At 35.7% G+C, this 26,306-nt stretch carries 30 protein-coding genes and 1 riboswitch; of the genes, 14 read left to right on the forward strand and 16 right to left on the reverse strand.

The genetic code is table 11. The features are described 5' to 3' along the window. Positions 1–13 precede the first annotated feature (13 nt). On the reverse strand, positions 14–1,213 hold the full coding sequence (metK, locus tag ACQKNI_RS12065; protein WP_088232311.1) for a methionine adenosyltransferase: 1,200 nt from the start codon (positions 1,211–1,213) through the stop codon (positions 14–16). A gap of 169 nt (positions 1,214–1,382) precedes the next feature. Then, a riboswitch (SAM riboswitch) is annotated at positions 1,383–1,504 on the reverse strand. A gap of 240 nt (positions 1,505–1,744) precedes the next feature. On the opposite strand from metK, the gene pckA reads away from it, so the two are divergent. After that, on the forward strand, positions 1,745–3,331 hold the full coding sequence (pckA, locus tag ACQKNI_RS12070) for a phosphoenolpyruvate carboxykinase (ATP) (protein WP_088232312.1): 1,587 nt from the start codon (positions 1,745–1,747) through the stop codon (positions 3,329–3,331). 575 nt (positions 3,332–3,906) lie between these two features. Here pckA and ACQKNI_RS12075 read toward each other — a convergent pair. After that, positions 3,907–4,290 carry an ATP synthase subunit I gene (locus tag ACQKNI_RS12075; RefSeq protein WP_098252761.1) on the reverse strand — a complete coding sequence of 128 codons (384 nt, stop codon included), beginning with the start codon at positions 4,288–4,290 and terminating at the stop codon, positions 3,907–3,909. 279 nt (positions 4,291–4,569) lie between these two features. On the opposite strand from ACQKNI_RS12075, the gene ACQKNI_RS12080 reads away from it, so the two are divergent. Beyond that, on the forward strand, positions 4,570–4,791 hold the full coding sequence (locus ACQKNI_RS12080; RefSeq protein ID WP_098252762.1) for a hypothetical protein: 222 nt from the start codon (positions 4,570–4,572) through the stop codon (positions 4,789–4,791). A gap of 28 nt (positions 4,792–4,819) precedes the next feature. Here ACQKNI_RS12080 and ACQKNI_RS12085 read toward each other — a convergent pair whose 3' ends face one another. Together ACQKNI_RS12085 and ACQKNI_RS12090 are read right to left on the reverse strand one after the other, a co-directional pair. Next, positions 4,820–5,725, reverse strand: a complete 906-nt coding sequence (locus tag ACQKNI_RS12085) for a DMT family transporter (RefSeq protein ID WP_088232314.1) — start codon at positions 5,723–5,725, stop codon at positions 4,820–4,822. Positions 5,726–5,900: 175 nt separating this feature from the next. Further along, positions 5,901–6,224 carry an iron-sulfur cluster biosynthesis family protein gene (locus ACQKNI_RS12090; protein WP_088232315.1) on the reverse strand — a complete coding sequence of 108 codons (324 nt, stop codon included), beginning with the start codon at positions 6,222–6,224 and terminating at the stop codon, positions 5,901–5,903. A 117-nt stretch (positions 6,225–6,341) separates the two neighbouring features. Between ACQKNI_RS12090 and ACQKNI_RS12095 the strand changes: the two genes are divergently transcribed. Beyond that, on the forward strand, positions 6,342–7,262 hold the full coding sequence (locus tag ACQKNI_RS12095) for a Nif3-like dinuclear metal center hexameric protein (protein ID WP_098945663.1): 921 nt from the start codon (positions 6,342–6,344) through the stop codon (positions 7,260–7,262). 132 nt (positions 7,263–7,394) lie between these two features. Here ACQKNI_RS12095 and ACQKNI_RS12100 read toward each other — a convergent pair whose 3' ends face one another. Both ACQKNI_RS12100 and ACQKNI_RS12105 read right to left on the reverse strand, forming a co-directional pair. After that, entirely contained in the window at positions 7,395–8,612 is a 1,218-nt protein-coding gene (locus tag ACQKNI_RS12100; RefSeq protein WP_427282405.1) for an ATP-binding protein, read from the reverse strand. Then, positions 8,609–9,862 carry a sensor histidine kinase gene (locus tag ACQKNI_RS12105; protein ID WP_098252766.1) on the reverse strand — a complete coding sequence of 418 codons (1,254 nt, stop codon included), beginning with the start codon at positions 9,860–9,862 and terminating at the stop codon, positions 8,609–8,611. Before ACQKNI_RS12105 ends, ACQKNI_RS12100 begins: the two co-directional genes overlap by 4 nt. A 182-nt stretch (positions 9,863–10,044) precedes the next feature. Between ACQKNI_RS12105 and ACQKNI_RS12110 the strand changes: the two genes are divergently transcribed. Further along, complete coding sequence (locus ACQKNI_RS12110; RefSeq protein WP_427282406.1) at positions 10,045–12,072, forward strand: catalase; 2,028 nt, start codon at positions 10,045–10,047, stop codon at positions 12,070–12,072. 21 nt (positions 12,073–12,093) lie between these two features. Then, entirely contained in the window at positions 12,094–12,903 is an 810-nt protein-coding gene (locus ACQKNI_RS12115; RefSeq protein WP_088232322.1) for an alpha/beta fold hydrolase, read from the forward strand. A 49-nt stretch (positions 12,904–12,952) separates the two neighbouring features. On the opposite strand, the gene ACQKNI_RS12120 is transcribed toward ACQKNI_RS12115, so the two are convergent. The 5 genes from ACQKNI_RS12120 to ACQKNI_RS12140 all read right to left on the reverse strand — a co-directional run bounded on the left by ACQKNI_RS12120 (position 12,953) and on the right by ACQKNI_RS12140 (position 18,053). Beyond that, positions 12,953–13,978: an ABC transporter permease subunit gene (locus tag ACQKNI_RS12120; protein WP_427282407.1), complete on the reverse strand. Its 1,026-nt coding sequence runs from the start codon at positions 13,976–13,978 to the stop codon at positions 12,953–12,955. Beyond that, on the reverse strand, positions 13,968–14,828 hold the full coding sequence (locus ACQKNI_RS12125) for an ABC transporter permease subunit (RefSeq protein WP_088232324.1): 861 nt from the start codon (positions 14,826–14,828) through the stop codon (positions 13,968–13,970). Before ACQKNI_RS12125 ends, ACQKNI_RS12120 begins: the two co-directional genes overlap by 11 nt. Before the next feature lie 319 nt (positions 14,829–15,147). Then, a complete protein-coding gene (locus ACQKNI_RS12130) occupies positions 15,148–17,289 on the reverse strand; it encodes an LTA synthase family protein (RefSeq protein WP_140417470.1) in 2,142 nt (713 codons plus the stop codon). A 222-nt stretch (positions 17,290–17,511) separates the two neighbouring features. Further along, positions 17,512–17,718 (reverse strand): hypothetical protein, encoded by a 207-nt coding sequence (locus ACQKNI_RS12135; protein ID WP_088232325.1) that lies wholly within the window; start codon positions 17,716–17,718, stop codon positions 17,512–17,514. 38 nt (positions 17,719–17,756) lie between these two features. Beyond that, complete coding sequence (locus ACQKNI_RS12140) at positions 17,757–18,053, reverse strand: DUF3986 family protein (RefSeq protein ID WP_088232326.1); 297 nt, start codon at positions 18,051–18,053, stop codon at positions 17,757–17,759. A 120-nt stretch (positions 18,054–18,173) separates the two neighbouring features. Between ACQKNI_RS12140 and ACQKNI_RS12145 the strand changes: the two genes are divergently transcribed. From ACQKNI_RS12145 to ACQKNI_RS12155, 3 genes are read left to right on the forward strand one after another with little or no spacing between them, the layout of a single operon-like run. Further along, positions 18,174–19,181, forward strand: a complete 1,008-nt coding sequence (locus ACQKNI_RS12145) for an ABC transporter substrate-binding protein (RefSeq protein WP_140417466.1) — start codon at positions 18,174–18,176, stop codon at positions 19,179–19,181. Positions 19,182–19,192: 11 nt separating this feature from the next. After that, the gene (locus tag ACQKNI_RS12150) at positions 19,193–19,957 is read left to right on the forward strand and encodes an ABC transporter ATP-binding protein (protein WP_088232327.1); all 765 of its coding nucleotides are present in this window, start codon (positions 19,193–19,195) and stop codon (positions 19,955–19,957) included. Further along, a complete protein-coding gene (locus tag ACQKNI_RS12155) occupies positions 19,950–20,756 on the forward strand; it encodes an ABC transporter permease (RefSeq protein ID WP_088232328.1) in 807 nt (268 codons plus the stop codon). Before ACQKNI_RS12150 ends, ACQKNI_RS12155 begins: the two co-directional genes overlap by 8 nt. Before the next feature lie 44 nt (positions 20,757–20,800). Here the strand turns inward: ACQKNI_RS12155 and ACQKNI_RS12160 are convergent, their stop codons facing one another. Then, positions 20,801–21,031, reverse strand: a complete 231-nt coding sequence (locus ACQKNI_RS12160) for a hypothetical protein (protein ID WP_088232329.1) — start codon at positions 21,029–21,031, stop codon at positions 20,801–20,803. 246 nt (positions 21,032–21,277) lie between these two features. Next, positions 21,278–22,396, reverse strand: a complete 1,119-nt coding sequence (locus ACQKNI_RS12165; RefSeq protein WP_098945665.1) for a hypothetical protein — start codon at positions 22,394–22,396, stop codon at positions 21,278–21,280. A gap of 93 nt (positions 22,397–22,489) precedes the next feature. Between ACQKNI_RS12165 and ACQKNI_RS12170 the strand changes: the two genes are divergently transcribed. Further along, positions 22,490–23,164, forward strand: coding sequence for an HAD family hydrolase (locus tag ACQKNI_RS12170; protein WP_098945666.1), 675 nt, complete (start codon positions 22,490–22,492; stop codon positions 23,162–23,164). Between the two features lie 41 nt (positions 23,165–23,205). Here the strand turns inward: ACQKNI_RS12170 and ACQKNI_RS12175 are convergent, their stop codons facing one another. The 3 genes from ACQKNI_RS12175 to ACQKNI_RS12185 all read right to left on the reverse strand — a co-directional run bounded on the left by ACQKNI_RS12175 (position 23,206) and on the right by ACQKNI_RS12185 (position 24,736). Further along, positions 23,206–23,742 (reverse strand): DUF3267 domain-containing protein, encoded by a 537-nt coding sequence (locus ACQKNI_RS12175; protein ID WP_098945667.1) that lies wholly within the window; start codon positions 23,740–23,742, stop codon positions 23,206–23,208. Between the two features lie 112 nt (positions 23,743–23,854). Then, positions 23,855–24,334: an antimutator 8-oxo-(dGTP/GTP)ase gene (gene mutTA, locus ACQKNI_RS12180; protein ID WP_098252767.1), complete on the reverse strand. Its 480-nt coding sequence runs from the start codon at positions 24,332–24,334 to the stop codon at positions 23,855–23,857. An 84-nt stretch (positions 24,335–24,418) separates the two neighbouring features. Continuing rightward, complete coding sequence (locus ACQKNI_RS12185) at positions 24,419–24,736, reverse strand: hypothetical protein (protein WP_000435821.1); 318 nt, start codon at positions 24,734–24,736, stop codon at positions 24,419–24,421. Positions 24,737–24,819: 83 nt separating this feature from the next. Here ACQKNI_RS12185 and ytzI point away from each other — a divergent pair, with 83 nt between their 5' ends. The 5 genes from ytzI to ACQKNI_RS12210 all read left to right on the forward strand — a co-directional run bounded on the left by ytzI (position 24,820) and on the right by ACQKNI_RS12210 (position 26,305). Then, on the forward strand, positions 24,820–24,969 hold the full coding sequence (gene ytzI, locus ACQKNI_RS12190) for a YtzI protein (protein ID WP_140417467.1): 150 nt from the start codon (positions 24,820–24,822) through the stop codon (positions 24,967–24,969). Between the two features lies 1 nt (position 24,970). Next, complete coding sequence (locus ACQKNI_RS12195) at positions 24,971–25,201, forward strand: DUF3953 domain-containing protein (RefSeq protein WP_088232335.1); 231 nt, start codon at positions 24,971–24,973, stop codon at positions 25,199–25,201. Between the two features lie 14 nt (positions 25,202–25,215). After that, positions 25,216–25,446, forward strand: coding sequence for a YczI family protein (locus ACQKNI_RS12200; protein WP_098945668.1), 231 nt, complete (start codon positions 25,216–25,218; stop codon positions 25,444–25,446). A gap of 349 nt (positions 25,447–25,795) precedes the next feature. After that, positions 25,796–26,035: a DUF3953 domain-containing protein gene (locus ACQKNI_RS12205; protein WP_098945670.1), complete on the forward strand. Its 240-nt coding sequence runs from the start codon at positions 25,796–25,798 to the stop codon at positions 26,033–26,035. A 30-nt stretch (positions 26,036–26,065) separates the two neighbouring features. Next, complete coding sequence (locus ACQKNI_RS12210) at positions 26,066–26,305, forward strand: hypothetical protein (RefSeq protein WP_088232339.1); 240 nt, start codon at positions 26,066–26,068, stop codon at positions 26,303–26,305. Position 26,306 lies beyond the last annotated feature (1 nt).

Below are 26,306 nucleotides of genomic sequence, written 5' to 3' on the forward strand. Positions count from 1 at the left end.
TTTTTTTCATATATTATAGACCAGCTTGCTCTTTTAAAGCTGCAGCTTTGTCTGTACGTTCCCATGAAAGATCTACATCAGTACGTCCAAAGTGGCCGTAAGCTGCTGTTTGTTTGTAAATTGGGCGACGTAAGTCTAGCATTTTAATAATACCAGCTGGGCGAAGATCGAAGTTGTTACGAACTAGTTCTACTAGTACGTCTTCAGATACTTTACCAGTGCCAAATGTATCAACTGAAATTGATACCGGTTGTGCTACGCCAATTGCGTATGCAAGTTGTACTTCTGCTTTTTCAGCAAGACCAGCTGCTACGATGTTTTTCGCAACATAACGAGCTGCATATGCTGCTGAACGGTCAACTTTCGTTGCATCTTTACCAGAGAATGCACCGCCACCGTGGCGAGCGTATCCACCGTAAGTATCAACGATGATTTTACGTCCTGTTAAACCAGCATCACCTTGTGGTCCACCAATTACGAAGCGGCCAGTTGGATTAATGAAGAATTTCGTTTCTCCATCCATTAATTCTGCTGGAACTACAGCTTTAATTACGTGCTCTTTTAAGTCACGATCGATTTCTTCCCATGTAACATCTGGGTGATGCTGTGTAGAAATTACAATTGTATCCACACGTACAGGTTTACCATTTTCATCATACTCAACTGTAACTTGCGTTTTTCCATCCGGACGTAAGTATGATAATGTGTCATCTTTACGTACTTCAGTTAAACGGCGAGCTAATTTGTGAGCAAGCGAGATTGGAAGTGGCATTAATTCTTGTGTTTCATTACATGCAAAACCAAACATTAAACCTTGGTCTCCTGCACCAATTGCCTCAATCTCAGCGTCAGTCATTAGACCTTCGCGTGCTTCTAGCGCTTGGTCAACACCCATAGCGATGTCAGCAGATTGCTCATCGATAGATGTTAAAACTGCACAAGTTTCTGCATCGAATCCGTATTTTGCGCGTGTGTAACCAATGCCTTGAATTGTTTCACGAACGATTTTCGGAATGTCTACATAAGTAGAAGTCGTAATTTCCCCCGCTACCAATACTAAACCAGTTGTTACAGTTGTTTCACAAGCCACACGTGCATTTGCGTCTTTTGATAAGATCGCATCTAAAATTGAATCAGAAATTTGGTCACAAATTTTATCTGGATGTCCTTCAGTTACAGACTCAGATGTGAACAGATGACGTTTTTTTGTCATGTGGTAAACCTCCCTACAGTAATTGTATATATTGTACGGAACTCATCCTTAATTTGCCACAAACTGCGACATACATTTATTCTCCCACACAAGCATACAGAAAAACCTTTCCCACTTTACATAGAGGAAAGGTTTAATTTGCTACTTGCATACTGCTTTTTGCCCTTCGCTCTTATCGTTCGAGACCTGTAGCCTCGCACAGGTTTTAGCACCTATTCACCTGTATTTACCAATACAGATGAGGTTGCTGGGCTTCATCGGGCCTGTCCCTCCGCCAGCTCGGGATAAGAGAGTATCCGTCCCAACCTATACTAAAGAAATGATATTCATTTGTCAATTAATATTCACATTTTCCCGAAAGTTTTTCTCAATACGTATAGAATGAAATATTAATAAGGAAATCATACATTCACACAAACAAAAATAAATAAATAGTATACATTATTTATATAATTGTGTTATACTCTTGGTGGGGATTACGAGAAATATTTCATTAGATGAAAATGAAAATGAAAAGGATGGTATATAAATATGAGTACTGTGAATGTCCAAATTGGTTTACATGAATTATTGAACGGAAGCAATGCACAGATTCAATTAAGTGTTCCGCAATTAGTGGAAAAAGTATTAATGCGAAATGAAGGGAAATTAACTTCTACTGGTGCAGTTTCTGCTTCAACAGGAAAATACACAGGACGTTCTCCTAAAGATAAATTTATTGTGAAAGAAGCATCGGTTGCTGACAAAATTGCTTGGGGAGCAGTAAACCAACCGATTTCTGAAGAACATTTTAATAAATTATATACAAAAGTATTAGAATACTTAAAAGAAAAAGAAGAGTTATTCGTCTTCAAAGGATTTGCTGGCGCTGACCGTAACTATCGCCTACCAATTCAAGTTGTTAACGAATACGCATGGCATAATTTGTTCGTACACCAATTATTTATTCGTCCAACTGAAGAAGAATTAACAACTCACGAGTCAGAATTTACAATCGTTTCTGCACCGAACTTCAAAGCAGATCCAGCAATTGACGGCACAAATTCTGAAGCGTTCATTATGGTTTCATTCGAAAAACGTATCGTACTGATCGGTGGCACAGAGTACGCTGGAGAAATGAAAAAATCAATCTTCTCTATTATGAACTTCTTACTACCTGAACAAGATATTCTTTCTATGCATTGCTCTGCAAACGTAGGCGAAGAAGGCGACGTAGCACTATTCTTCGGTTTATCTGGAACAGGTAAAACAACATTATCTGCTGATCCAAACCGTAAATTAATCGGTGATGATGAGCATGGCTGGTCTGATAACGGCGTATTCAATATTGAAGGCGGTTGCTATGCGAAATGTGTAAACCTTTCTCATGAGAAAGAACCACAAATCTTCGATGCAATCAAATTCGGTTCAGTTTTAGAAAACGTTGTCATTAATGACCAAACACGTGTCGCTGACTATAACGATACTACTTTAACAGAAAATACACGTGCTGCATACCCTATGCATGCGATTGACAATATCGTACTGCCAAGTGTTGCTGGACATCCGAATACAATTATTTTCTTAACTGCTGATGCATCTGGCGTATTGCCTCCAATCAGTAAGTTATCAAAAGAACAAGCTATGTACCATTTCTTAAGTGGTTACACTAGTAAATTAGCGGGAACAGAGCGCGGCGTTACATCTCCGCAAGCTACATTCTCAACTTGCTTCGGTTCACCATTCTTACCACTTGATGCATCTCGCTATGCTGAAATGCTTGGTGAAAAAATCGAGAAACACGATGCGAAAGTATTCTTAGTAAACACTGGCTGGACTGGTGGCGAATACGGCGTTGGTAAGCGTATGAACTTAGGTTACACTCGTGCAATGATTCAAGCAGCACTAAGCGGTGAACTTGCAAAAGCTGAAACAGCAAAACACGACATCTTCGGTCTTGAAGTTCCACTTCACGTACCAGGTGTACCTGACGAAGTGTTAATGCCTGAACAAACATGGGCTGATAAAGATGCTTACAAAGTAAAAGCACTTGAACTTGCAAATGAATTCAAAGAGAACTTCAAAAAGTTCGAAAGCGTTTCTGAAGACATTATTAACTTAGGCGGTCCAATCGCTTAATTACAAATTTTCTGTTGAAATAACCCTTTACTCATATGAATAAGTGCTGTGTAACCGTAAAGTTTCGCGTACTCACCGACAAAACCCAATGCGGCTTAACGGTTACACACACTTACATAAAAAAGAAGCTTACGTGAAAACGTAAGCTTCTTTCTTTATATGTTTCATAAAAGGCTCTGACTGCTTTCATCCACCGCTAGATCCTCTATTCCAACTTAAACCAACTTTCAATTTATACACTTAGATTTTCACACATGCAAAACATAGCTTCGAACATATAAATTATATTTCTACTCACTACATCCTTCTGGTTTTACTCCGCATAGGGCTAAAATAGGCTCTGACCGCTTCTATCCCTCGCTGGATCCTCTATTCCAACTTAAACCAACTTTCAGTTCATATACTCAGATTTTCACACATGCAAAACATGGCTTCAAACATATAAATTATATTTCTACTCACTACATCCTTCTGGTTTTACTCCGCATGGGGCTAAAATAGGCTCTGACCGCTTCTATCCCTCGCTGGATCCTCTATTCCATCTAAAAAAGCTTTTTAGCTTTTTAGCTTTTTCTTCATCTTTTCGTTAATTCTTTCTCATCTTTCATGCTATAGTAGCCTAAATTAATAACGATTAAGAAATAACCGCCCATAATCCCTACTGCAAATGCCCACATAACCATATGATGCTCAATTTCGTACATAATAATAGCACCCAAAATGGCAGCGGCAAAACGATTAAACATACCGAGCGTCGGTGCTTTCGTCTTCTTTACAATGCTATCTCCAAGCTTCTCAATCCGTCTTCCTAAAAGCCAAACACAATACATACTTACAACAAGTCCAATTCCAGCACCTAAAAAATGCGCTGAAAATGGTGTTAACATCCATCCTAGCAACAAAATACCTAATAAATAATACGATTGAATTTTAAACGACCTTAATGACATACTAATCATGCTGTACTCCTCTTCATTAGTTTTTATCTATCCAACAACACATTCCTTTCCAGTTCATACTACTGAAATCCATTTCACTCAAATTAAAAACAACATAAACACAATGTTTATGTTGTTTGAATGTTTTTAGAAAATAATATTATACAAGATTTCAAACGTCATATTCTCATAATTTGTGACGTTTTTCCAAACATTTTTCGTCCATTTATGAAAAAAGTGATATCAATCTATGAACATATGGATATGATGTAATGAGTACACAAATAAAGGGGGCGTCTAATGATTTATTTTTTAATGGCTCTCATTCATCTCGTTGTCCCTGCACTTATTGGACTTTCATTGTATTGGTACACGAAAAATCATAGTATTTTCTATGCTGTCCTCGGTGTTCTTCTTCCAGGTATTATTCTTATTACACTCTTCCGTATTCCATTTTTAAACTTAATTCCACTTATTACTGCGATCTTATTTCTCATCTTCTTACCAAAAATAAAAAAATAGGAAAGCAGATCACAGGTGATCTGTTTTCCTATTTTGATATAGGCTCCCCCGCAGTAGAATGCACTTTTACTTTCTCTGATTTCACAAACCATAAACCGAAGAAAATAATCATCCCGCCGATTATTTGTTGTAACGATACATATTCCTTTGCCCATACAGCTGCAAATAAAACCGCTACAAGCGGTGTAATATACATATATACCATCGTATGTGATGCTCCAATTTTTTGGATACCAACATACCACATCACTAAGCCGAATACTGTTACAAAGAAAATAGAATATAGTAAGGCAAATAGTGTCATTCCGTGTGTAATGTGAAATGGCATAACAAATATATGTGGACCACTTAACAATAAAAGCGGAATCGCTCCAACTAATGCCGACCATGCTGTAACACGTAGTGCGGAATACTTTTTAATTAATGGCCCTGCTAAAACAGGATAAAGTCCCCAACAGATCGATGTAATAAGTCCAATTCCATTTCCGTAAAAAGAACTAGCAAGTGAATGCCCCGCTACTAAAACTAATGCAGCACCAGTAAAGGCAATGATAGAACCGATGAACTTTCGAGAAGAAAACTTTTCTTGTTTCAAGAAAATCGCAAATACAGTTGTGAAAATTGGTGAAATAGAAATGAGTAAAGAGGCATTTGTAGCGGATGTATATTGGACAGTTTCCATAAATAGCGTTTGATACAGTACAATCCCTACAACGCTAACAATGATTAATCTAGGTATATCCTTTCGCTCCATGTAAAGCGACTTTTCAATAAAGAATGTAAGTAATAACAGTAGTGGTGCCGCAGCCATCATTCGAAGCGCGGTAAACTCAATTGCGGTAAATTCTAAAAGTCCGTATTTTGCAATCGTATAGTTAATACCCCAAATAATAACGACACTTAAAATTAACAACTCAATTCCCCATCTTCTCATGCGTATCCCCTCCGCAAATAAAATTATACAGAAAATTCAATCATATGTACATTTCATTATGTGAAAAAAATCCTCGTAATTGTATGGAGGCCCTTGCTTTGGCACATGAAATTATATCGACTTATCAACAAAAAAAGGTGGTTCCAAAACACATTTTGGAACCACCTTTCCTTTCCTACACTCGAACATGTAACTTCATATTTGGATTATAAAACTGGCTCGGGCTTTTCAACTGAAAAGTTCCTCCACCTTCATGCCAATCGACCGTTAACTTATCATCCATAAATACAAGCTTTGTACGATCTGCGATAAAGCTAAGTAGGCTTGATTCAATATCTACATCACGCTCATCTTTTTCTGCTACAGCTACTAAATCGATAATTCCGCTCATAACACAACCGCAACCTTCATTATCGTAAAATAACTTTATATATTTCGCTTCGTTCGGAATCGTGTCCATAATCTTTTTATATGCTGCTTCTGTTACAGTAACGTACATATGTTAATGTTCATCCTCTCTCGTATCATTCATATATTGTACCACTATTTTTCTTGAATTTTATATACAGAAAATTAAGACTAATGATACAATAACAATGGTAAAGGAGGCATCACAATGCCATCATTAAAAATGATAGAACAATCACTCAATCATTTATTCCAAATCGAAAAATACGGAAAAGACACTGCCTTTAGTCGATTTATCCCGGCTGTATATGATCCTATCAAATTTCCATGGCAACAATTTTTTGAAGAAAATTTTGTAGAGCTATTTAACGGTCTTATGATACGAGGAGCTGAAAATGTAAATAAAGTATTTTTGGCTGTCTTCCCTACCGATGACGTTCTTGAAGCATTCATTTCACAATCTGCGCCCGGTGATTTACTCTTTATGCACCATCCAATTGTAATGGAGTGCGGTGATCCGCTTGGAAAATCAGGTCGTGGTTTTGTTCCCATTCCAGAAAAATATTTGCAGGCGATAAAAGAAAAACACCTTTCTATATATACATGTCACGGTCCAATGGATTTTCATCAAACGTATGGAACGAGCATTTCAATTGCGAAAGCATTAAATGCTCATGTAGTTGACGGCTTTGCATATGGAGGACCAGAACACGAACCAGTTGGCCTTATTTGCGAAATAGATGAAACATCAACAGAAGCACTCCAAAAGCGTCTAAAAAATCTCTTTCATATTCCTTACACAGACTTCGAAGGTAAACAACATGATTCCATCCAAAAAATTGCAATTATCGCTGGATGTGGCGATGTCGTCTCTTTAATGAAAGAAGCAGAAGAAAAAGGTGCGGAAGCATATATCACAGGAGAAATCCATTGCCATATCGACAATGATTACGGTAAACATAAATACTCGCTCATTATGGATTACGTAAAAGAAACGAATATGTCACTCATCGGTGTGTCACACTCTGCCTCTGAATATTTAGTGAAAAAGACATTGATATATGATTGGTTTAAAGAGCATTTTGATATGGATGTTATTTTCGTTCCGCAGGAGAAATGGTGGTTATAAACTCTTATATAAAGTAAATCTTTAATCAAAGATGTTCTGTCTATAATAATCAAAATTTTATTGACCTCAAATAGGGAGATAAAAAGGGAAATCACTCTCAAACAAGTGATTTCCCTTTTTTAAATTTCACCATTATATCGGCAACATAATGTTAACTGTCGTTCCAACCCCAACTTCACTTTCAAAACTCATCTTACCGTTGTGGTCTTTAATAATTTTTTCTGTGACCACTAATCCTAGGCCTGTTCCCGTTTCTTTCGTTGTATAAAAAGCTTCATTTAACTTCGGAAGTTTATCTTTTGGAATACCGCAACCTTCATCTTTCACTTGAACAATGATTCCATCTTCTACGGTAACTTTAATCGTAATCGTTCCGCCAATTGACATGGATTCAATCGCATTTTTAATTAAATTAAAAAATACTTGTTTTAATCTTTTTTCATCGCATGTGATTGACGGTATGTCTTTACTGTAAATACCTTGTATGTGTACCCCTTGTTCTAAAGCGGGTTTGCCCATCACTTGAATAACGTAAGAGATAATTTCTTGTATATTATGAGTTTCTGATTCTATCGAGTTAGATTTCTCCAATCCACTGAGTTCTGTAGCAATTGTATGAATTCGATCTACCTCTTGTTTCATAATATCACTATAAATCTTATCTTCTGGATATTTGTTCGCTTGCTTATTCACAAGTTTTTTCAAATTTGCTAGAGGTCTTCTAATTTTATAACTAATAACTGTCGCCATTTTCCCAACAGTTGCTAGTTTTTCTGTTTGTTTTATTTCTTTATCCATCATCTCAAGCGTACGAACGTAAGACTGCAATCTCAAAAATATAATCCAACATATAATAGCAAATACGCTACATAATACCATTGGGATTAATACGAGAGCAGATTGAATAATGATCCCTATAAGAGCGTACTTTCCAACTAATATCCCTGCAACTAACCAGAAATATCTTTTACTCACAAAGATTGGTGCAAAGAAAATAAAAAATCCTTCTACTATATTTCCACCATCAAACTCAGCATCGCTACCATAGTAAATCATAATATTATGGATAAAATCTAACAGATTATAGCCAATTAGAATCATATACTTTACCACAAATGGATTCTTCCATTTCATAAAATATATTCCGGTGCAAAATAAGATTACCATCAAAACATAAAGCCATAAACCTAAACCATCTTCAAATTCTCCTACCCCTTCTTGTTCTGCTCCTATTAAGGGTACGATAAATTCATAGGCAAGATCATACACAAAAAATATAATAAAAAATAAGCTTAAAAATGATTTGAGCGCCTTTATCTCTTCATTTTCAAATATATAGTCTTTATTCATATGGTAACTCCTAGCTTTTCCTCTACCTGTATTTCATTATTTCCATACTTTTTTGGGAGAAAAATGTCTATTCTCGTTCCAATATTTCTTTCACTTGAAATACGTAATTCACCAAAGTGCTCGGTAACAATTCGCTTGGCCACCGTCAGCCCCAGGCCGATTTTATCGTGTTTTGTTGTATAGAAAGCCTCTGTAACACGCGTTATATATTCTTCCTTAATTCCATAGCCATTATCGATTATACTGATCATTACATAATCTTGATTTTTATTTTCTATTCGTAAATCTAATATTCCGCCTTGCTCCATTGCCTCCAGAGCATTTTTTATAATATACATAAATACGCCTTTTATTTTTCGTTCATCACATTCAACTTCTAACTTTTTTTCTTCTACATTAGAAATAAGTTGAACATTTGACTCACACATTTTTTCGCGAAAAGTTGTTGCTGCTTGTAATACAATCTCCCCTACATCATGTTGCTTATAAACAGAAGGTTTGCATGTAGCAACTTCCATCAATTCGCTAATCATATTATTCATATTTTCTATTTCAAGAATCATCCGTTTATAAATTGGATCTTCCTCATGCTTCTCTCGCTGCAATTGTGTAAATCCTTTTAATGAAGCGAGTGGGTTTTTAATTTCATGTCCAACTGTCGCTGCCATTTTTCCGATCACTGCTAGTTTTTGTGATTCACCAGCAATCTTAATGCTTTCCTGTACAGCTGAAAGATATTGCAAAAATCGATTTAAAATGATGTATGCTGCTATTAATACAAGTGTGTACATAATAATAAACATAAACGCTTTTACTTCCTCTAATACAAATAAATAAATCAAATATTTCCCTATAATAGCCGCCAGTAAGCACACAAAATATTTTTTATTTAAAAATATAGGTACAAAGAAAATGAGAATAATTTCTATTACATTCGTCCCATCAAATGCCACCTTATTATAAATCATATACAAAAGTATATTAGCGATTTCTATCCCTATGTATACGAGGATCCCAGCGTATTTAATAAGATTTGCTTTCTCTTTTTTTATTAAGTATATATTCACGCACAGTATTGCTACTCCGCATATAGCTTGCCACATTTCTCGATGCCAATTTTCCATTGGGGCTTTATTTTCTAATAGGATTGCATAAAGAACTTGGTATACAACAACAATGACAGATAGCACCCATAAAAAGATTTTTGCATTCCTTTCTTCTTCTTTATATGATAGAAAACTTTCTCTCACTTCAACACCCCTTCAAAATAATATCTCGAAGAATACCATTTATTATAATAAATGATTTTCATAGACAAACAAAGATAAATCGAACATTTGAGGAAAATCATCCCAAAATAGCAATATCTTCAGGCTATATGTACGCATAAAAACTATAAACAATAATACGTATATTATGGGAGGTGTTTTATATGGACGGCAAAGAAAATAAGAAGACCGAACAGCTCGAATCCTTTACACGTAATAATGAAGGAAAGGAAATGACAACAAATACAGGTGTTAAAATTTCAAATGATGAAAACTCTTTAACCGTCGGCGATCGTGGTCCTACCCTTCTAGAAGATTTCCTTATGCGAGAAAAGCTTGCTCATTTTGATCGTGAACGAATTCCTGAAAGAGTCGTTCATGCACGTGGGTACGGCGCACATGGCATTTTCGAACTATATGAATCCTTAGAAGAATTAACAATGGCCCATTTTCTACAAGATCCTTCAAAAAAAACGCCACTTTTCGTTCGTTTCTCTGAAGTAGCGGGATCAAAAGGCGCAAATGAAACGAATCGAGATGTAAGAGGGTTCGCTGTTAAATTTTATACAGAAGAAGGTAATTTCGATTTAGTTGGTAACAACATCCCGATATTTTTCATTCAAGATGGCATTAAATTTCCCGATCTTATCCACGCTCTTAAATCCGAACCTCATAATGAAATTCCACAAGGACAAACAGCGCACGATACGTTTTGGGATTTCATCGCCAATAATCAAGAATCCGCTGCGATGATGATGTGGATTATGTCCGACCGTACGATTCCGCGAAGTTTTCGAATGATGCAAGGCTTCGGTGTTCATACATTCCGCTTAGTGAATAAAAATGGAAAGTCCCGTTTTGTAAAATTTCACTGGAAACCAAAGCTCGGTGTCCATTCATTAATTTGGGATGAAGCTCAAAAGTTAGGCGGTGCTGATCCAGATTATCATCGCCGTGATTTGTGGGAAAATATTAATGCTGGAAACTATCCTGAATATGAACTTGGCATTCAAATTTTAGAAGAAGAGGATGAATTTAAATACGATTTCGACATATTAGATGCAACGAAAATTTGGCCCGAAGAAGATTTTCCAGTTAAAATCATCGGAAAAATGACGTTAAATCGTAACGTCGATAATGTATTCGCCGAAACAGAACAAGTTGCACTACATCCCGGAAGTATCGTCCGCGGTATTGATTTTACCAATGATCCTCTCTTACAAGGTAGACTCTTTTCTTACACTGATACACAATTAGCACGCGTTGGTACAAATTATCAAGAGTTACCGATTAATCGTCCGGTATGTCCTTTTCATAATAACCAAAGAGATGGCGCTTCTAAATATATAATCGATAAAGGAAAAGTTGCTTACCATAATAACTCCTTAGCAAATAATTCTCCTTACACTGTGCCTGGGACAAAAGGCGGTTTCGTTACATATCCTTCTACTGTATCTGGGCATAAAACGAGAGAAACAGCCGCTAGTTTCAAAGACCATTTCTCTCAAGCTCGTTTATTTTGGAATAGTATGAGTCACGTCGAAAAAGTTCATATTATGCAAGCCTTCTCCTTTGAATTAGGAAAAGTTAAAAGTAAATCTGTCCGCCAACAAGTCGTAAATATGATCGGTCATATTAGTACAGAATTAGCCACATTAGTAGCCGAAGCAGTCGGAGCAAAAGTCCCAAATGTTCAAGAGTCCAACGTTACAACGGTCTCTCCAGCACTTAGCATGGCAAATACGACATTTAGTCCGAATACATTACGAGTAGGTATCATCGTTGCAAACGGATATGATGGCCAAAATGCACAATATATAATAAATCAATTGAAGCAAGTTGGCCTTCAACCAGTCATTATTTCTGAAAAACTAGGCACAGTGCAAGGAACACAAAATGTACAGTGGGAAGTAAATGATACTTTCCTAACCGGATCTCCACTTCTTTACGACGGTCTCCTTCTTATTGGTGGCAAGATGGATGATCATTTTCTTAATAAAGCAAGTTCATTTGTCGTAGAATCATATAACCACTTTAAACCAATTGGTGCTTTTCAAAATGGTTCTACTATTATTCAATCTTTACGTATTGAAGGAAAGCCTGGTGTCTTAACAGAATCAGCCCCTACACAACTTGCGAATGAATTTATTAAAGCGATGACAAAACAACGCTTTTGGGATAGAGCATTTTAATACACATAAGGGGGATACTACATGTTTGTTACGGTCGAGAAAGATGTGCATATTTTTGTGCAAGACGTTAATCCCGGTCCTGGTAGTAAAACTGTTTTTTTCGTCCATGGCTGGCCTTTAAATCATCAAATGTATCAATATCAACTCAATGTTTTACCACAGCATGGCTTTCGCTGCATCGCCATGGATATACGTGGAAATGGTCAATCTGATAAACCGTGGACTGGTTACACATATGATCGCTTAGCCGATGATATCGCGATTGTTCTAGAAGCACTCCAAGTAGAAAACGCTACGTTAGTCGGTTTTTCAGTCGGTGGTGCTCTTTCTATTCGCTACATGTCCCGCTATAATGGTCGCCGCATTTCTAAGCTCGCTTTAATTGATGCGGTCTCTCCTTCATTCGTTAAAAATCAAGAATCCCCTTACGGTGTATCAAAAGAACAAGCAGATGCGCTCATTAATCAAATGTATGCAAATTTACCAAAGTTTTTAAGTGACGTATCTTTATCATTTTTTAATAGAAACTTAGGGGCTGCTACGTTAGAATGGTTTTCTTATCTCGGTATGCAGTCCGCTTCCTATGCTCTCATCAAAATTTTGCAAGCAGCTGCAAACGAAGACGTAACGAAAGATTTAAGCAAAATTAAAGTTCCGACAAAAATATTTCACGGCGTTCACGATCAACTTATCCCGTATAAAAGTGCTGAGCTTACGCAAAAGCGGATTAAAAATGCACAACTACATGCTCTGACAAATAGTGGCCACGGCTCCCCAATCGATCAAGCAGATGAATTAAATACGGAACTTATAAAATTTTTAAATTCATAGTCCCGCTGCAGTAAAAAAAGAATTTGCCCTTACAGCAAATTCTTTTTTCTTAACTACCTTTTTCTATCGATTTAGACGATACCGGAATGAACAAAGCTTTATCTATTTCTTTCTTTTCCTTTCCTTGTTCATATGGCTCATTCTTTGTCTTTTTATCTATAGAATATAAGCCTCTACCTTGCTCTTTCTTTATTCCTTTAATCATTAGATGTAAAACGAATATAGAAACAGTAAAGAATAGTAGTGGCGCAATGACAATCCATGGTGCCGCTAAAAATTCATTTTTGTATAGACCAATTAACCCAGCCCATTCATTCGTAAGTGAGTATGGTTTCCTCGTATCATAATCTATACCTCGTCCCCCTATTAAAATCCCAAAAAACGCTAGATGAATTAATAACGTAAATAATTGAACAAACTGTTGTAAAAAAAGAACGACAAGAATTTCTTTTAAATACAACCATATATGCTTTCTAATAATCCGGAACCTTGAAGCACCTAATATTTTCGAAGTAGTAACAAACTCATTTTTCATAAATAAATTGATTTCTTGATTCACATAAAGAATAACAGCTGGCAGTAGCGCAAAACAAAGAACAGTAAACTGCTTTATAATGATATCTATATTAAATCCAGTTAATTCACTGTGCAACATGATTGGAAACATCCACAAAATCGCCCATAGCACTGTCGGGATAAAGAAATACACTTTACATATTTTTTGAAATAAATTTTGTACGATAGATGGTGTATGAGCTAATGCTACACCTAATATCGTACCGAGAAACACTTGTACAACACATATGCCAAATACGAATAAAATAGTAAACTTCGCCCCTACTAATAATTGAAAAAACAAATTAAAACCGTTACGATCTGTACCGAACGGTGGTATTGTAAGTGGACTAAACGGAGCGGCCCCAACAACATTCCCACTCTCATCTCTCATCCAGATTGTCTTACCCGTATATAAATCCTTACCAAACCACGTAATAAGATAACTAATTACAACAATCCCTACAAAGTACAGGACACCAAACAAAAAACGTTTGGAGCGAAAGTTTCTATATATCATGAGAAGCCCCTCCTGTAATACGATTTACTCGGTAATGTATAATGGCAAATAGAATATAGAATGGAACAAATAATAAAAGAATCCACCATGCCATCGTTAAAGGGTTTAAAGTGCCTGCCCTTACTAAGAAAGACATATATCCCGTAATATTAAAAGCTCCCTCTACCATTAAAAGGCTTGAAATCATGAATAAAAAAAGTGGCTGTAAGTGATTTAACAGGTGGTACATAATATTACGTAATAAATGCACATACAGTATATATTGATTACTAAACCCTTTCGCACGAGCAAATTCCACATAAGGCTTATTCTTCTCTTCCATTAAAAATAAAACGATAATACGGAAAAAATGCAGAGTTGGGACGATAGTCATACAAAGAATAGGTAAGAAATAGGCACGTTCATCATTAAACGCATAAATAGTAACGAGGCGATATCCTGTCTGTTTATACAACCATACAACGAATAATTGCAAACTAAAAAATAATAATAAATCTGGAACTGATTCTACTAAAATTAAACAACTCTCAATCCCCTTTTTAACTTTAGAGGAAACTAATAAGTATACGAATGAAAGGCTAATTGAAAACATAATTGTTAAACAAGTAGCAATTAAAAGAATGGTCATAGAATACGTATAAGGTTCAATAATTCGTTCAAAAAAAGGAATTGACTGCATAGTGTTTGTATCAATATGTGCAATATCCTTTGGCGAAGCTAATCTCTCTAAATATGTAATAAAATCAAGACTATTCCCTAAAAACAAAGAGAATGGTAAATAACTTACAGTAAGAATAACTGCGATACTAATAAGAAATTCTACTATTTTCCCACCCCAAAAACTTTTCAATATTCCACCTCTTTTTAGACTTTTTTAATGTACTCCTTATTTTAATTGATTTTTCTGATAATTAAAACTATATATGGAAAGTACTTTCAAAAAATCAAACTTTTAACTGGAAATTAGATAGGTTTACTATAGCTCTTTAATCAATAATTTCAAAAGAGGTGATAATTCACACATTTCTCACAAATCAATAAATAATACGATTACATTTTCATATATACTAAAGGCACAGGTAATACTCCCTAAACCCAGCTTGTCTGTTTACCCCGTTAAATCCTATAAAAAAGAACTTGTACTATGGTACAAGTTCTTTTTGTTTCCTCTATTTAAAGAGCGTTTCTTTACTATACTGCTTCCCAGCGAGCAAATCATATTGGATCATTTTATACTGCTCTAACATGTCTTCTTGTTTCTTTGTTAAATGTATCTCTTCTCCATCTTTATTAACCTTTAATTCATCTCTAAGCACCGGTATTTCTTTGTGCATTTCTGATAAAAATTGATAGTACGGTGATTTATTTAATCCTGCATAATCAAAAACAAGATTAGAAAAATAAATTGGACTTACTAAACCTAAATTGTCATTTGGCAAATCAAAATTTGCATACATTAGCAATGGTGTTTCTGCCATAGCTAATCTTTCACTTACAGTTTCTTCATTCTCTATATATCCTGCTTCTTTATAAATAGACTTATTAGTCCCTAACAAAGGCAAATGGTCTCCAAAGAAAACTACTAAAGTAGGTCTTTCTAGATTATCTAGCTGCTCTATTAAATATTGCAGCGCTTCATCCGACAATCTTACGCCTTCCGTATATGCTTCTAATTCCGCCTTCGATTCCTCTTCTGTTAATCCACTAATCTCTATTTTATTTTCACCAAACATATTTTCCTTATATGGAAAATGATTTTGCATCGTCACCGCATGAATAAACGTCGGTTGTTTTCTCTTATTTAATTCATCTATTATTTCTTTACTCATAGATAAATCACCAATATTGTCTCCAACTACTTCTGTGTTTTTCATCGTGTCTTCTGCATTAAAATGATCAAATCCCAATGTTTTATATACATCGTCTCTTTTATAAAACGATCGATTGAAAGCATGAATGGCACTTGCGTAGTACCCTTGTTTTTTCAATTCGCTTGCAATAGATGGAATTTCTTTCTGACTCGGAATGGCTTGTTGATATGGTATAGAACCAGGCATTAAGAGACTCATCGAGTAACCTGTTAATGCTTCAAATTCTGTATTCGCTGTATTTCCTCCAAATGTAGGGGATATCGTTTGTCCCCCTGGAAAATTCTCTATATAATGATGTAAATTCGGCACTGGATCTTCGCTAAATGAAAGATTCGTTAATTTTGTCGGATCCCAAAAAGCTTCACTCATAATAAATATAATATTCGGCTTCTCTACCTTTTTTTGTTCTCCTGTATTACCGCCATATGTTTTCTCTATATCCGTTGCAATACGCTGCATATTTTCCTTTGAATATCCCTGTGGTTCTTCGATGACTGTCGTATCTAAGTTACTTAAAAAACCTATAACAAAACCATTCACCTGATAATTTGTAGTTTGATTCCACGCACGAATGTCTACCCCACCTTTTTGAAACCAATTATTCATAAAGGTATTAGGATAATTACTATATGCATACACCATAAACGCAGATCCGCATACTAAAATAATCCTTATAATAATATGAGATTTTATAATTGGAATATACTTCCGTATATACATAACTATAAATATAATCAACCCAATACCAACTATTACGAGAAACATATTCCAAAAACTGAAAGATTCCATAACCATCGGTATAACGGAATCCATATGAGCAATCTGTGTGAAATCAGACGGATAAAACGGATCTCCTCTAAACATAATCTTAAAATAGTTCACAAGCACAAAAATAAGTAAGACTACACTAGTTATCGTTGTACTTAAGAAAATTCTTCCAAGCAAACTATACACAAAAATATATACCATATAAATAAACAATAGACTTAACATATACTGTCCATGTTGTAAATAAACCCACGTATTTACTAAAAGAAGGTTCATATCTTCCTGTATCATGATATACATCCAGTTCATTGTATGTGCAATTAAAAATAATACGATGTAAACTCGAATAGCTGGCCTAAGCCTATGGCTAATGCCTTTATGTAAATGAATGGCGTATAACAGTACTCCCCACAAAACAATAATGAGTATACTGAGTTGTATTTTCCCATCCAAAAATCCTTTCATTCTCTCGAATTCGAAAGAACTTAGCATGACAAAAAACAACGTTTCTAAACAAATTGCCCACATTCCACTAAGAATGATTGAAATTAATAAGTTCTTTTTCGGTTGCTGAGCCGAAAAACTAAAATGAAATTCATCTCTTCTTCGTCGTTGTGTTAAAACATTAAAATGCAATTTATTCCCTCTTTCCTTTACCCCTTCGCCTCGCATCAGCAAACATATTGTCCTATACAAAATACCATATTTGTATGCAGTTAGTCTCACATTGTGTTTGTATGTTACACACGTATCCTTAATTTCCCCGTGAAAATAACACTTTTTCTTCTCTATATTCTACTAACATAAATGAACTATACTTCATACAAATATTGCTATAAGAAAAGAACCCGTCCACTGACAGGTTCTTTTTCATTCTAACAGACATTTGTGCATTCATTTTATGAAAGAATATACCGATACTTTCCATATAATACATACGAGTACTATACATACAAAATCAAAAAAATATAATCTCGGCCCTTTTTTCATCGTCATATCTAACCACATATGAACCCACTTTACTTCCTTGTATTTATGAATATTTTTCTTTGCAAATTGGTAACTAAGAAATTGCATCATGAAAAATCCAACTATAAACATGAACAATAGAGTGAGAAAATCACTCGCGAAATTCCTACCTATTTTTGCAGCGCTTTTTCAACGATATGGTTCTTCAAAACCCACTCCTCAAACTGTGCACTTCCAAATTCCCAGCTTAAATCACGAGCATGTACAGAAAAAACGTAATAACCGGCATATTCGTCCATAAACCTACCTGTCTCTACCTCGTTGTTCTGAATACCATATACCCCAAAATTAAAATACACATCCCATACGTCTTCATGCTTCCTCTTATAAGCGATCGATTCCATATCACATTCTGTTCCAAAATAATCAAGATGTAAATGTACGCTATCATCGTATTCGTACTCCATTTTATCACCCCTTATATGTGTACTTCTTTATCACCCAAAAAATTCCTGCTATCTACACTCACATATGGGCACTTACCTACATATCATGCTTGTAGATTGACTTCTAGGAGGTGTCATATAGTGAAAAAATTAATAGCTATGTTTTGCATCATGTTGTTAGCTGTTTTTACATTCGCTGCTTGTAGTAGCACAAAAGACAATAAGAAAGAACAAACTCAAAACATTCGCGTTGGCGAAGTTACCCATTCTCTCTTCTATGCCCCGTTATATGTCGGGATTGAAAAAGGATTTTTTAAAGATGAAGGATTAAATATTGACCTACAAACAACAGCTGGTGGAGATAAAACGATGACTGCCCTATTATCTGGCGGTATTGATGTTGCTCTTGTCGGTTCTGAAACATCTATTTACGTTCATCAACAAGGAGCAAAAGATCCTGTCATTAACTTCGCACAGCTCACACAAACAGATGGAACATTTTTAGTTTCCCGAAAAAAATTAGATTCTTTTAATTGGAATGACGTAAAAGGTGTTACGTTTTTAGGACAGCGTAAAGGCGGCATGCCGCAAATGGTTGGAGAATATGTTTTAAAGAAAAATGGCATCGATCCTCATAAAGATACGAACTTAATTCAAAATATCGAGTTTGCTAATATTGCAAATGCCTTCTCATCTGGTACAGGGGAGTTCGTGCAGCTCTTTGAACCAACTGCAAGTATACTCGAAAAAGAAGGAAAAGGTTATATCGTCGCTTCGTTCGGAAATGAATCTGGTACTGTCCCTTATACAACGTTCATGGCAAAAGAAAGTTTCTTAAAGAAAGATAAAGCTGCTGCTGAAAAATTCACACGCGCACTATATAAAGCGCAGCAATGGGTTGATACACATAGTCCAGAAGAAATCGCTGATGCCGTTTCTCCGCTATTTAAAGACACTTCCAAAGACATTTCAGTAAAAGTAATTGAACGTTATAAAAAGCAACATTCTTATGCGACAAATCCGCTATTAGATGCTGAAGAATGGAAACAGCTCCAAACGATTATGAAAGATGCTGGCGAATTACAAAAAGAAGTCCCACATGAAGCGCTCGTCAATACGAAAATTGCCGAAAGCGTTATTAAGAAATAGAGGCGAAGTGTATGAGTTTTTTACAAATACGTAACGTTTCTCATTGCTTTTTCGCAAAAGAGAATGCCAAACTGATTCTCGAAGATATGAGCTTACAAGTGGAAGAAGGGGAATTTATTTCTATACTCGGTCCAAGTGGTTGCGGGAAAACGACGCTTCTCTCGATTATCGCAGGGCTACTTAATCCAATTGAAGGTATCGTCTTTTTAGATGGTGAACCGATTACAACGAAAACCCCATCTATGGGATATATGCTTCAGCAAGACTACTTGTTTCCTTGGAAAACAATTGAAGAAAACATTATGCTTGGGCTCCATATTCGCAAAATTTATGATGAACAGACGAAAGAACATACTTTACAGCTTTTGAAACAAGTCGGTCTGCATGATGTAGAAGCGCAATATCCTCGTGAATTATCCGGTGGTATGCGTCAACGCGCCGCCCTCGTTCGTACGTTAGCAACTGATCCGAAGATTTTATTGTTAGATGAACCATTTTCCGCTCTCGATTATCAAACGAAGTTGAAACTAGAGGATCTCGTCTTCACATTACTACGTAACTATAAAAAAACGTCACTCCTTGTAACACATGATATTGAAGAAGCAATCGCGATGAGTGACCGCATTTATTTACTTCAAGCGAACCCTGGAAAAATTGCAAAAACATTTATCGTCCCGGAAAGTATTCGTTCCTTATCACCGTTAGAAGCACGCCACCACTACGACTTCCCAGCCCTTTTTCAAGATATATGGAAGGAGCTGGAACGCCTTGGATAATATAAAACAACTGCATGAACAGTTTCGGAAAAAAGAACGCAGGCGCGCATGGTTAGCACGCTCTTTGCAGCTTTTACTGCTCATTCTTTTCTTTGCACTATGGGAAATAGCTAGTAAAAAAGAATGGATTGATCCTTTACTATTTAGCTCTCCTTCAAGTATTTGGGATCTCTTCCTTAATAAATGGAGTGACGGTTCTCTTTGGATTCACATATGGACGACATTACTTGAAACGGGAATAGGTTTCATTCTCGGAACAGTACTCGGGGCTATCATCGCAACTTTCCTTTGGTGGATACCACTTCTAGCCCGCGTACTTGATCCCTATCTCGTCGTCTTAAACGCAATGCCCAAAGTAGCACTTGGCCCTATTATCATTGTTATTTTCGGTCCAAATATTTCATCGTCTATTGCAATGGGCGTAATCATTTCCATCATTATTACCATCCTCGTTATTTACAGTGCATTTCAAGAAGTCGATTCTAACTATATAAAAGTGATGGACACATTTGGCGCAAATAAATGGCAATGTTATAAGCAAGTTATACTCCCCTCATCGTTCCCTGCCATTATTTCAACGCTAAAAGTAAACGTTGGATTGTCATGGGTCGGTGTTATTTTCGGTGAGCTTCTCGTGTCCAAACAAGGACTTGGCTATTTAATTAGCTACGGATTCCAGGTCTTTAACTTCACACTCGTCTTACTGAGTGTACTACTCACATGTGTCCTCGCAACACTGATGTATGTATTTGTCGAGGCATTTGAAAAACTTCTAATTGGAAAACGCAAAAAAAGCTGACTTAAAGCGATACACTAGAGTCAGCTTCTTTCCTCTTTCTTTTATCATTTATCACACATCTTTGTTTCATTTGTAACATTTCCATTTGCAACCGTAACTGTATGGAAACAATCTTTCACACGTACTGTAACGACATTATCTTGTCGATCTATCACATGATAATCATTGAACTTTTTATTTAATGCACTACGAATTTGCTCCCCTTCAAAAATCGGAAAACTGTGAGACATTACCCAAATGAGACTGAGACCAGCAACAGCAAGAATCGTTTTCATACGTTTCATTACCTCCTCGAGAGTAAACTTATAGCCCCTACAACACGCGCATTATAATTGTGTCTAAATTGTGACGTTTTTATACTAATTCTATTTTTTAGTGCCAGTTCCTTCTTCCTTCTCGATAAAAAGACAGAATTTTCAATTTTATTAACAAAAGAAAAAACGCAAAGATTTGGACGTCTTCGCGTTTTCGTTTCATCACTCATACATATATCGAGCATATAACTTGCATTAGTATCTACTTTATTGTTCTATCGTTTTTGAAACATCGTATAATCCCGATAATACTTCTGCTCTCATTTTGACAAGCTCAGGGAATTGATAGAAGAAGGCAATTTTCTTATACTTTAACGCTGTTCCTTCTTTCACTTCTTTTGAATCCTGTAAAATAAACGCTGTAAATGTATCTGCGATATCTTCTGCTACATTTGTTGTTCCGTATTCGGACACAAACTCATCTTGTCTCTCCTTGAAAAATTGCATTTGAGCTTCTTCACTTTCTTCCACTTTCTTCTCTGTCCACTCTTGCTCAATTTGTTTCCAGAAAGAATTATGAAATTGATTAATATAAGAACTCTCTTTCGCACATCCTTCTTGTAAGAAAAGCGATTTACATGTATTTTGGTATGATGAAATATCTTTATCTTCTTCAAAAGCCTTTAAGTACTTTTCATTAACTGGTATTTGTTTATGCCCTAATGTTAACACGTGAGCCGTCTCATGAATTAATGTTTTCATCACTTCATCGATATTTACTGCAGAATCAAGCGTATCTAAACTAAGAACCCATTCTTTCGGATATTCCATACTTGGCATAACATGGGCCACAATTCCGTCGTAACCGTCTGTCATCATATCGAACTCTTTTATATCACTGCGATATTTAGCTGGAATAAGAGTGCTATACATGTCCCATAACGATTCATGGTACCCTCTATCTTGGCGTTGTTGTAGTACCTCTTCTTTCGCTTCTTTATCTTCAGCGAATACTTTATTTAAACGTTTCCGTTCTATTTTTTCAAAATAAGGATCTACAATTTCATCACCATCAATATAATAAGAAGCTAAAAAGAAATAATTTTCATCATCGTCTTTTTTCTGCTCTGCTTTTTTCATATCGTTATTTGTAGTATGTTGCTCCGTTACATCCTCTTCTGACACTTCTGGTACTTCAAGTTCTGAAAGTCCATCTATCTTTTTATATACTTTTTGGAGCATTTTATCGCCTATTTCTGTACATTCTTCTGTCGTTTCGCACACATCTTTCTTCTCTCTTTTCAAAGTTTGCTCCGCCATATCACATCCGGCGACTAAACCAATTGAAATTATAAAACATGTTAACTTTCCATACAATTTTTTCATTTAAACCTCCGTCATTACAGCCTACAAAAATATGATAATCATTTTCTGACGAATATGCGATAATTATTTGTAAAAGCTTTGAGGAGGTTACATATGATTCATGCTGTGCTATTTGATTTAGATGGGACACTATTAGATCGACGACAATCTTTAGAGCGATTTATTCATGACCAATACAATCGCTTTTCTCTTCATTTTATGAACATTGAACAATCCGAGTATTGTTCTCGTTTTCTCGAACTCGACAACAATGGCTACACCTGGAAGGATAAAGTATATGCTACTCTCATTGGCGAATATAACATTACCACTTTAACACCAAAGCAACTGCTGCACGACTACATTACAAATTTTCAATATCATTGTATTCCTTTCCCAAACATGCATGAATTACTTCAACAATTAACAAAACAACGCATTAAAATCGGCATTATTACAAACGGCTTTACTAAATTTCAAATGAGTAATCTCAGTGCTCTGAACCTACATACGTATACAAACACCATTCTCATTTCAGAAGCTGAAGGAATGAAAAAACCACACCCTGACATTTTCAAACGAGCTTTGCAACAACTCAACGTAAAAGCAGAAGAATGTCTTTATGTTGGAGATCATCCAGAAAATGATGTACTTGGTTCTGAACAGATAGGAATTCATGGCGTTTGGAAGAAAGATTCGTTTTGGAGTGACTTTGAGCATTCACGTATGGTGGATGATTTACTGGAGGTTCTCTCGTTTTTAGGGGCAGAGATCAAAACAAACCAATAGTAAAAGGAGGCTTCGTTTCTCGAACGCCTCCTCTTCCTTTATTATTCATATACTGTAAACTGTGGTTTACTCGGATGATCTTTAACTAGCGCATCATCTGGAAACTTTGAAACTTTTTGATATAGGGCAATATCACCGATACAACCCGCTGTTAATAAAATTCCTAAAAATGAGAGTGGCTCCAGATTCATAGCTAATCCCAACACAATTGGCAAAATTCCAGTCGGTAAAAACGGTAACATTAATACTTTCTTCATTTGCTTTACTGTAATTTCTTTTTTAGAATGCGCATATGCAACACCTAATTTCCAATTGACACCCCATTTTAGTTCACTCCACGGAACACCGCCGATATAGCGAAACCCTATTAAATGTATCGCTTCATGAATACAAATGAGAGCAAGCATTGCGATAATAAAAAGAAACATAGTTGGTAACGTAATTTCAAATTGAACACCGCCTGAAAGAAGCGCATGCAAAAAACTAATTCCAAATGCCAAAACAAATATTATAAGAAATGCATAGACATTTAATTTCACCATAGAAACAGCAACAGTCGTTTCTTTTCTATTCTCCATCTTCCCCCTCCTAAAATGTAAATATATCTTTACAAAATTGTATAATATATCCAAATTGATGTAAATATATATTTACATCAATTCTTACACACAAAAAAAGAAACCGGCTACTTTACTTCGTAAAACAGCCGATTTCTTCTATATGTTTCATCGTACGCGCTAGTACATCGTCGCGCATAATAAAGCTAAATTTTCTATCCGTTTTAATGTTGTCAGGAATGTCTGTTAATAAAACAGATCCCTTCGTTTCTTCGTAATGCGTATGTGCTTCTACCGCACTAATTGTTGCAAAATAAATGTTTTTAATGATTATTTTGTCTTTTCCAGATACTTTATATTGTCCTAAGTAAGTTAAATCAGAAACGATGCCGCCAGTTTCTTCATGAACTTCTCGAACCGCCGCTTCTTCCGGTGTTTCCCCAAGTTCCACCTTACCACCTGGAAATTCAAGACCGCGACGTAAGTGATGCGTTAATAACCATTGATCCCCGTACCGGCATACAACCCAAACATGCCTTGGCTCAGGAGAAAATGGATAACGTTCAAACGATAATTGTACAGTGTTGTGGTAATAATCTTTAAATTTGTACATGCCATTACTCCCCTATTGATGGTTACAAGTTTTTCCTACCACAAATTGTAGCATATTCTCGCTTTTCTGCATAATATTATCCAATTATAATCCATTGATTATTCCCATTTGCGCGACTAATTCTTTCGTCTCATGATTTCCTAAATCGTAAATCATTTTATATGCTTTTTGTAGTTGTTCATCATATCGGTCATTATTTGAATCGTGATGATACTCAACAAATGGAACGTGGGAGCGTACAAATGAACCTAAATCCTCTACATATGCTTGATCGAAGTACTCTCTCAACTCCGTAATCTCCTCATCACTCGCGGAAATCTCAAAATTATACGTATCCGCCGTCTTCACTTGTGAAATTTGACCGTTTCCTATTGATATATAATATGTTTTTTTCTGTTCCATGTAACGCCCTTCTTTCATCCTTTTAATTTCTATTGTTTTCAGCAATTACAAAATTATGTAAAATAAAGAAAAGGAGGGATTTTATGTTCAAAATATTAATTATCGGGATTATCATCGTCCTAGTCATACTAGTACTCTCCGTCATGACGATTAATAAAGGCTATGCCTACAAACATTCCGTTGATAAACCAGAAGATAATCCTTATGCAAAAAAGAATAAGGAGAATTCATAATATGCTTCGTGTACTTCGCGTCGTACTTGCGCTCACTGTGATTATTATGTCAGCAATCGGTCTATATACAGGTCAAAATAACTTTCTACCACTTTCACAATTTCTATTAGGAGTTTTAATGTTCCTCATTGCAATGGAACAAATAAAAAAGAAGGATACAGGAACAGGAGTTATTTGCATTGCTGCTGGTGCTTTCATTTGGATTGTTCTCCTCATTAGCTACATAAAATAGAAGGAGGTTCCTTTATGTTAAAAGGAGTTCGAATCACTTTTTCACTTATTGCTTTATCAATAGCCATTTATAGTTTTATCAGCGGCAACAGAGACATTATGCCTTACCTGTTCATTTTCTTAGGGTTAATGGCATTTACTATAGGTATAGAAGAAATAAAAAAAGACCAAAAATCTAGCGGTACATTTGCTTTCATGGCTGGAACTGGTGCTTTATTTCTTAGTTTGTCAGAACGATTCCGGTAAATAATCTATTTAAAGGATGTTGTAAAATGTTAATTGGCTTACGGATTGTTTTAGGACTTCTCACGCTTCTCACAATCTCGCTTTGCACTTATTCTCTTATTACTGATAATTTCATATTTACCCCATACATACAATTTGCTCTCAGCTGTTCCTTTATTCTTCTAGGGATTAACGAACTGAAATCCGGACGAAAATCAATGAGCATTCCTTTTTTTTCTATTTCTATTCTTATAGTCTTCGTTCTCATATCAAACTACTTTCGCTACGTATAGAATGAAACCTTGAGCAATTTAGCATTTACAAGTACGGAATAAAATAGAGGATAATTTTGAAAAAAGGGGAGATTTGTATGCTAAAAACATTACGCATTATATCGGCTCTTATCGTTATCTCTCTCTCTCTCGCTCTCTATGGAACATTTACAAAACCTCTTGTGACAATGTCCTATATGCTGATTGCCTTATCAATTATGGCCTTTCTCATAAGCGCAGAAGAAAAACAGAAACAAAAGAAAGTAAACAGTACACTCTCCCTCTTTTCTGGCGTATTCACTTTAATCGTTGCTATTATAATTATTATCTCCAGGTAACTAACTCTTTCTATATTAAGGGGGGCTAAAATGCACATAAGACAAATACAACTCATCATCGTTTTTATTACTTTAATTCTATGTTTATACAGCTTATTTACAATGAACTTTCAAATCTTTTCACCTATCATTTTGTTCCTCTTTAGCTTATATGGCATTTTAGTAGGAGTTGAGACGATTCAAAAGCAGCAAAAACAAATTGGAGCTATTAGCATCGGTTTAAGTCTTTTTACGATTGTTTTTGTTATTCCATTTATACTGTTCTTTTAAA

The sequence above is a fragment of the Bacillus sp. NPDC094064 genome (assembly GCF_050279585.1).
Classification (GTDB): Bacteria; Bacillota; Bacilli; order Bacillales; family Bacillaceae_G; genus Bacillus_A.

Coding starts and splice junctions, on each gene's coding strand:
- metK (WP_088232311.1), bottom strand. CDS start 1,213: ATGACAAAAAAACGTCATCTGTTCACATCTGAGTCTGTAACTGAAGGA.
- pckA (WP_088232312.1), top strand. CDS start 1,745: ATGAGTACTGTGAATGTCCAAATTGGTTTACATGAATTATTGAACGGA.
- ACQKNI_RS12075 (WP_098252761.1), bottom strand. CDS start 4,290: ATGATTAGTATGTCATTAAGGTCGTTTAAAATTCAATCGTATTATTTA.
- ACQKNI_RS12080 (WP_098252762.1), top strand. CDS start 4,570: ATGATTTATTTTTTAATGGCTCTCATTCATCTCGTTGTCCCTGCACTT.
- ACQKNI_RS12085 (WP_088232314.1), bottom strand. CDS start 5,725: ATGAGAAGATGGGGAATTGAGTTGTTAATTTTAAGTGTCGTTATTATT.
- ACQKNI_RS12090 (WP_088232315.1), bottom strand. CDS start 6,224: ATGTACGTTACTGTAACAGAAGCAGCATATAAAAAGATTATGGACACG.
- ACQKNI_RS12095 (WP_098945663.1), top strand. CDS start 6,342: ATGCCATCATTAAAAATGATAGAACAATCACTCAATCATTTATTCCAA.
- ACQKNI_RS12100 (WP_427282405.1), bottom strand. CDS start 8,612: ATGAATAAAGACTATATATTTGAAAATGAAGAGATAAAGGCGCTCAAA.
- ACQKNI_RS12110 (WP_427282406.1), top strand. CDS start 10,045: ATGGACGGCAAAGAAAATAAGAAGACCGAACAGCTCGAATCCTTTACA.
- ACQKNI_RS12115 (WP_088232322.1), top strand. CDS start 12,094: ATGTTTGTTACGGTCGAGAAAGATGTGCATATTTTTGTGCAAGACGTT.
- ACQKNI_RS12120 (WP_427282407.1), bottom strand. CDS start 13,978: ATGATATATAGAAACTTTCGCTCCAAACGTTTTTTGTTTGGTGTCCTG.
- ACQKNI_RS12130 (WP_140417470.1), bottom strand. CDS start 17,289: ATGCGAGGCGAAGGGGTAAAGGAAAGAGGGAATAAATTGCATTTTAAT.
- ACQKNI_RS12135 (WP_088232325.1), bottom strand. CDS start 17,718: ATGTTTATAGTTGGATTTTTCATGATGCAATTTCTTAGTTACCAATTT.
- ACQKNI_RS12140 (WP_088232326.1), bottom strand. CDS start 18,053: ATGGAGTACGAATACGATGATAGCGTACATTTACATCTTGATTATTTT.
- ACQKNI_RS12150 (WP_088232327.1), top strand. CDS start 19,193: ATGAGTTTTTTACAAATACGTAACGTTTCTCATTGCTTTTTCGCAAAA.
- ACQKNI_RS12160 (WP_088232329.1), bottom strand. CDS start 21,031: ATGAAAACGATTCTTGCTGTTGCTGGTCTCAGTCTCATTTGGGTAATG.
- ACQKNI_RS12165 (WP_098945665.1), bottom strand. CDS start 22,396: ATGAAAAAATTGTATGGAAAGTTAACATGTTTTATAATTTCAATTGGT.
- ACQKNI_RS12170 (WP_098945666.1), top strand. CDS start 22,490: ATGATTCATGCTGTGCTATTTGATTTAGATGGGACACTATTAGATCGA.
- ACQKNI_RS12175 (WP_098945667.1), bottom strand. CDS start 23,742: ATGGAGAATAGAAAAGAAACGACTGTTGCTGTTTCTATGGTGAAATTA.
- mutTA (WP_098252767.1), bottom strand. CDS start 24,334: ATGTACAAATTTAAAGATTATTACCACAACACTGTACAATTATCGTTT.
- ACQKNI_RS12185 (WP_000435821.1), bottom strand. CDS start 24,736: ATGGAACAGAAAAAAACATATTATATATCAATAGGAAACGGTCAAATT.
- ytzI (WP_140417467.1), top strand. CDS start 24,820: ATGTTCAAAATATTAATTATCGGGATTATCATCGTCCTAGTCATACTA.
- ACQKNI_RS12195 (WP_088232335.1), top strand. CDS start 24,971: ATGCTTCGTGTACTTCGCGTCGTACTTGCGCTCACTGTGATTATTATG.
- ACQKNI_RS12200 (WP_098945668.1), top strand. CDS start 25,216: ATGTTAAAAGGAGTTCGAATCACTTTTTCACTTATTGCTTTATCAATA.
- ACQKNI_RS12205 (WP_098945670.1), top strand. CDS start 25,796: ATGCTAAAAACATTACGCATTATATCGGCTCTTATCGTTATCTCTCTC.
- ACQKNI_RS12210 (WP_088232339.1), top strand. CDS start 26,066: ATGCACATAAGACAAATACAACTCATCATCGTTTTTATTACTTTAATT.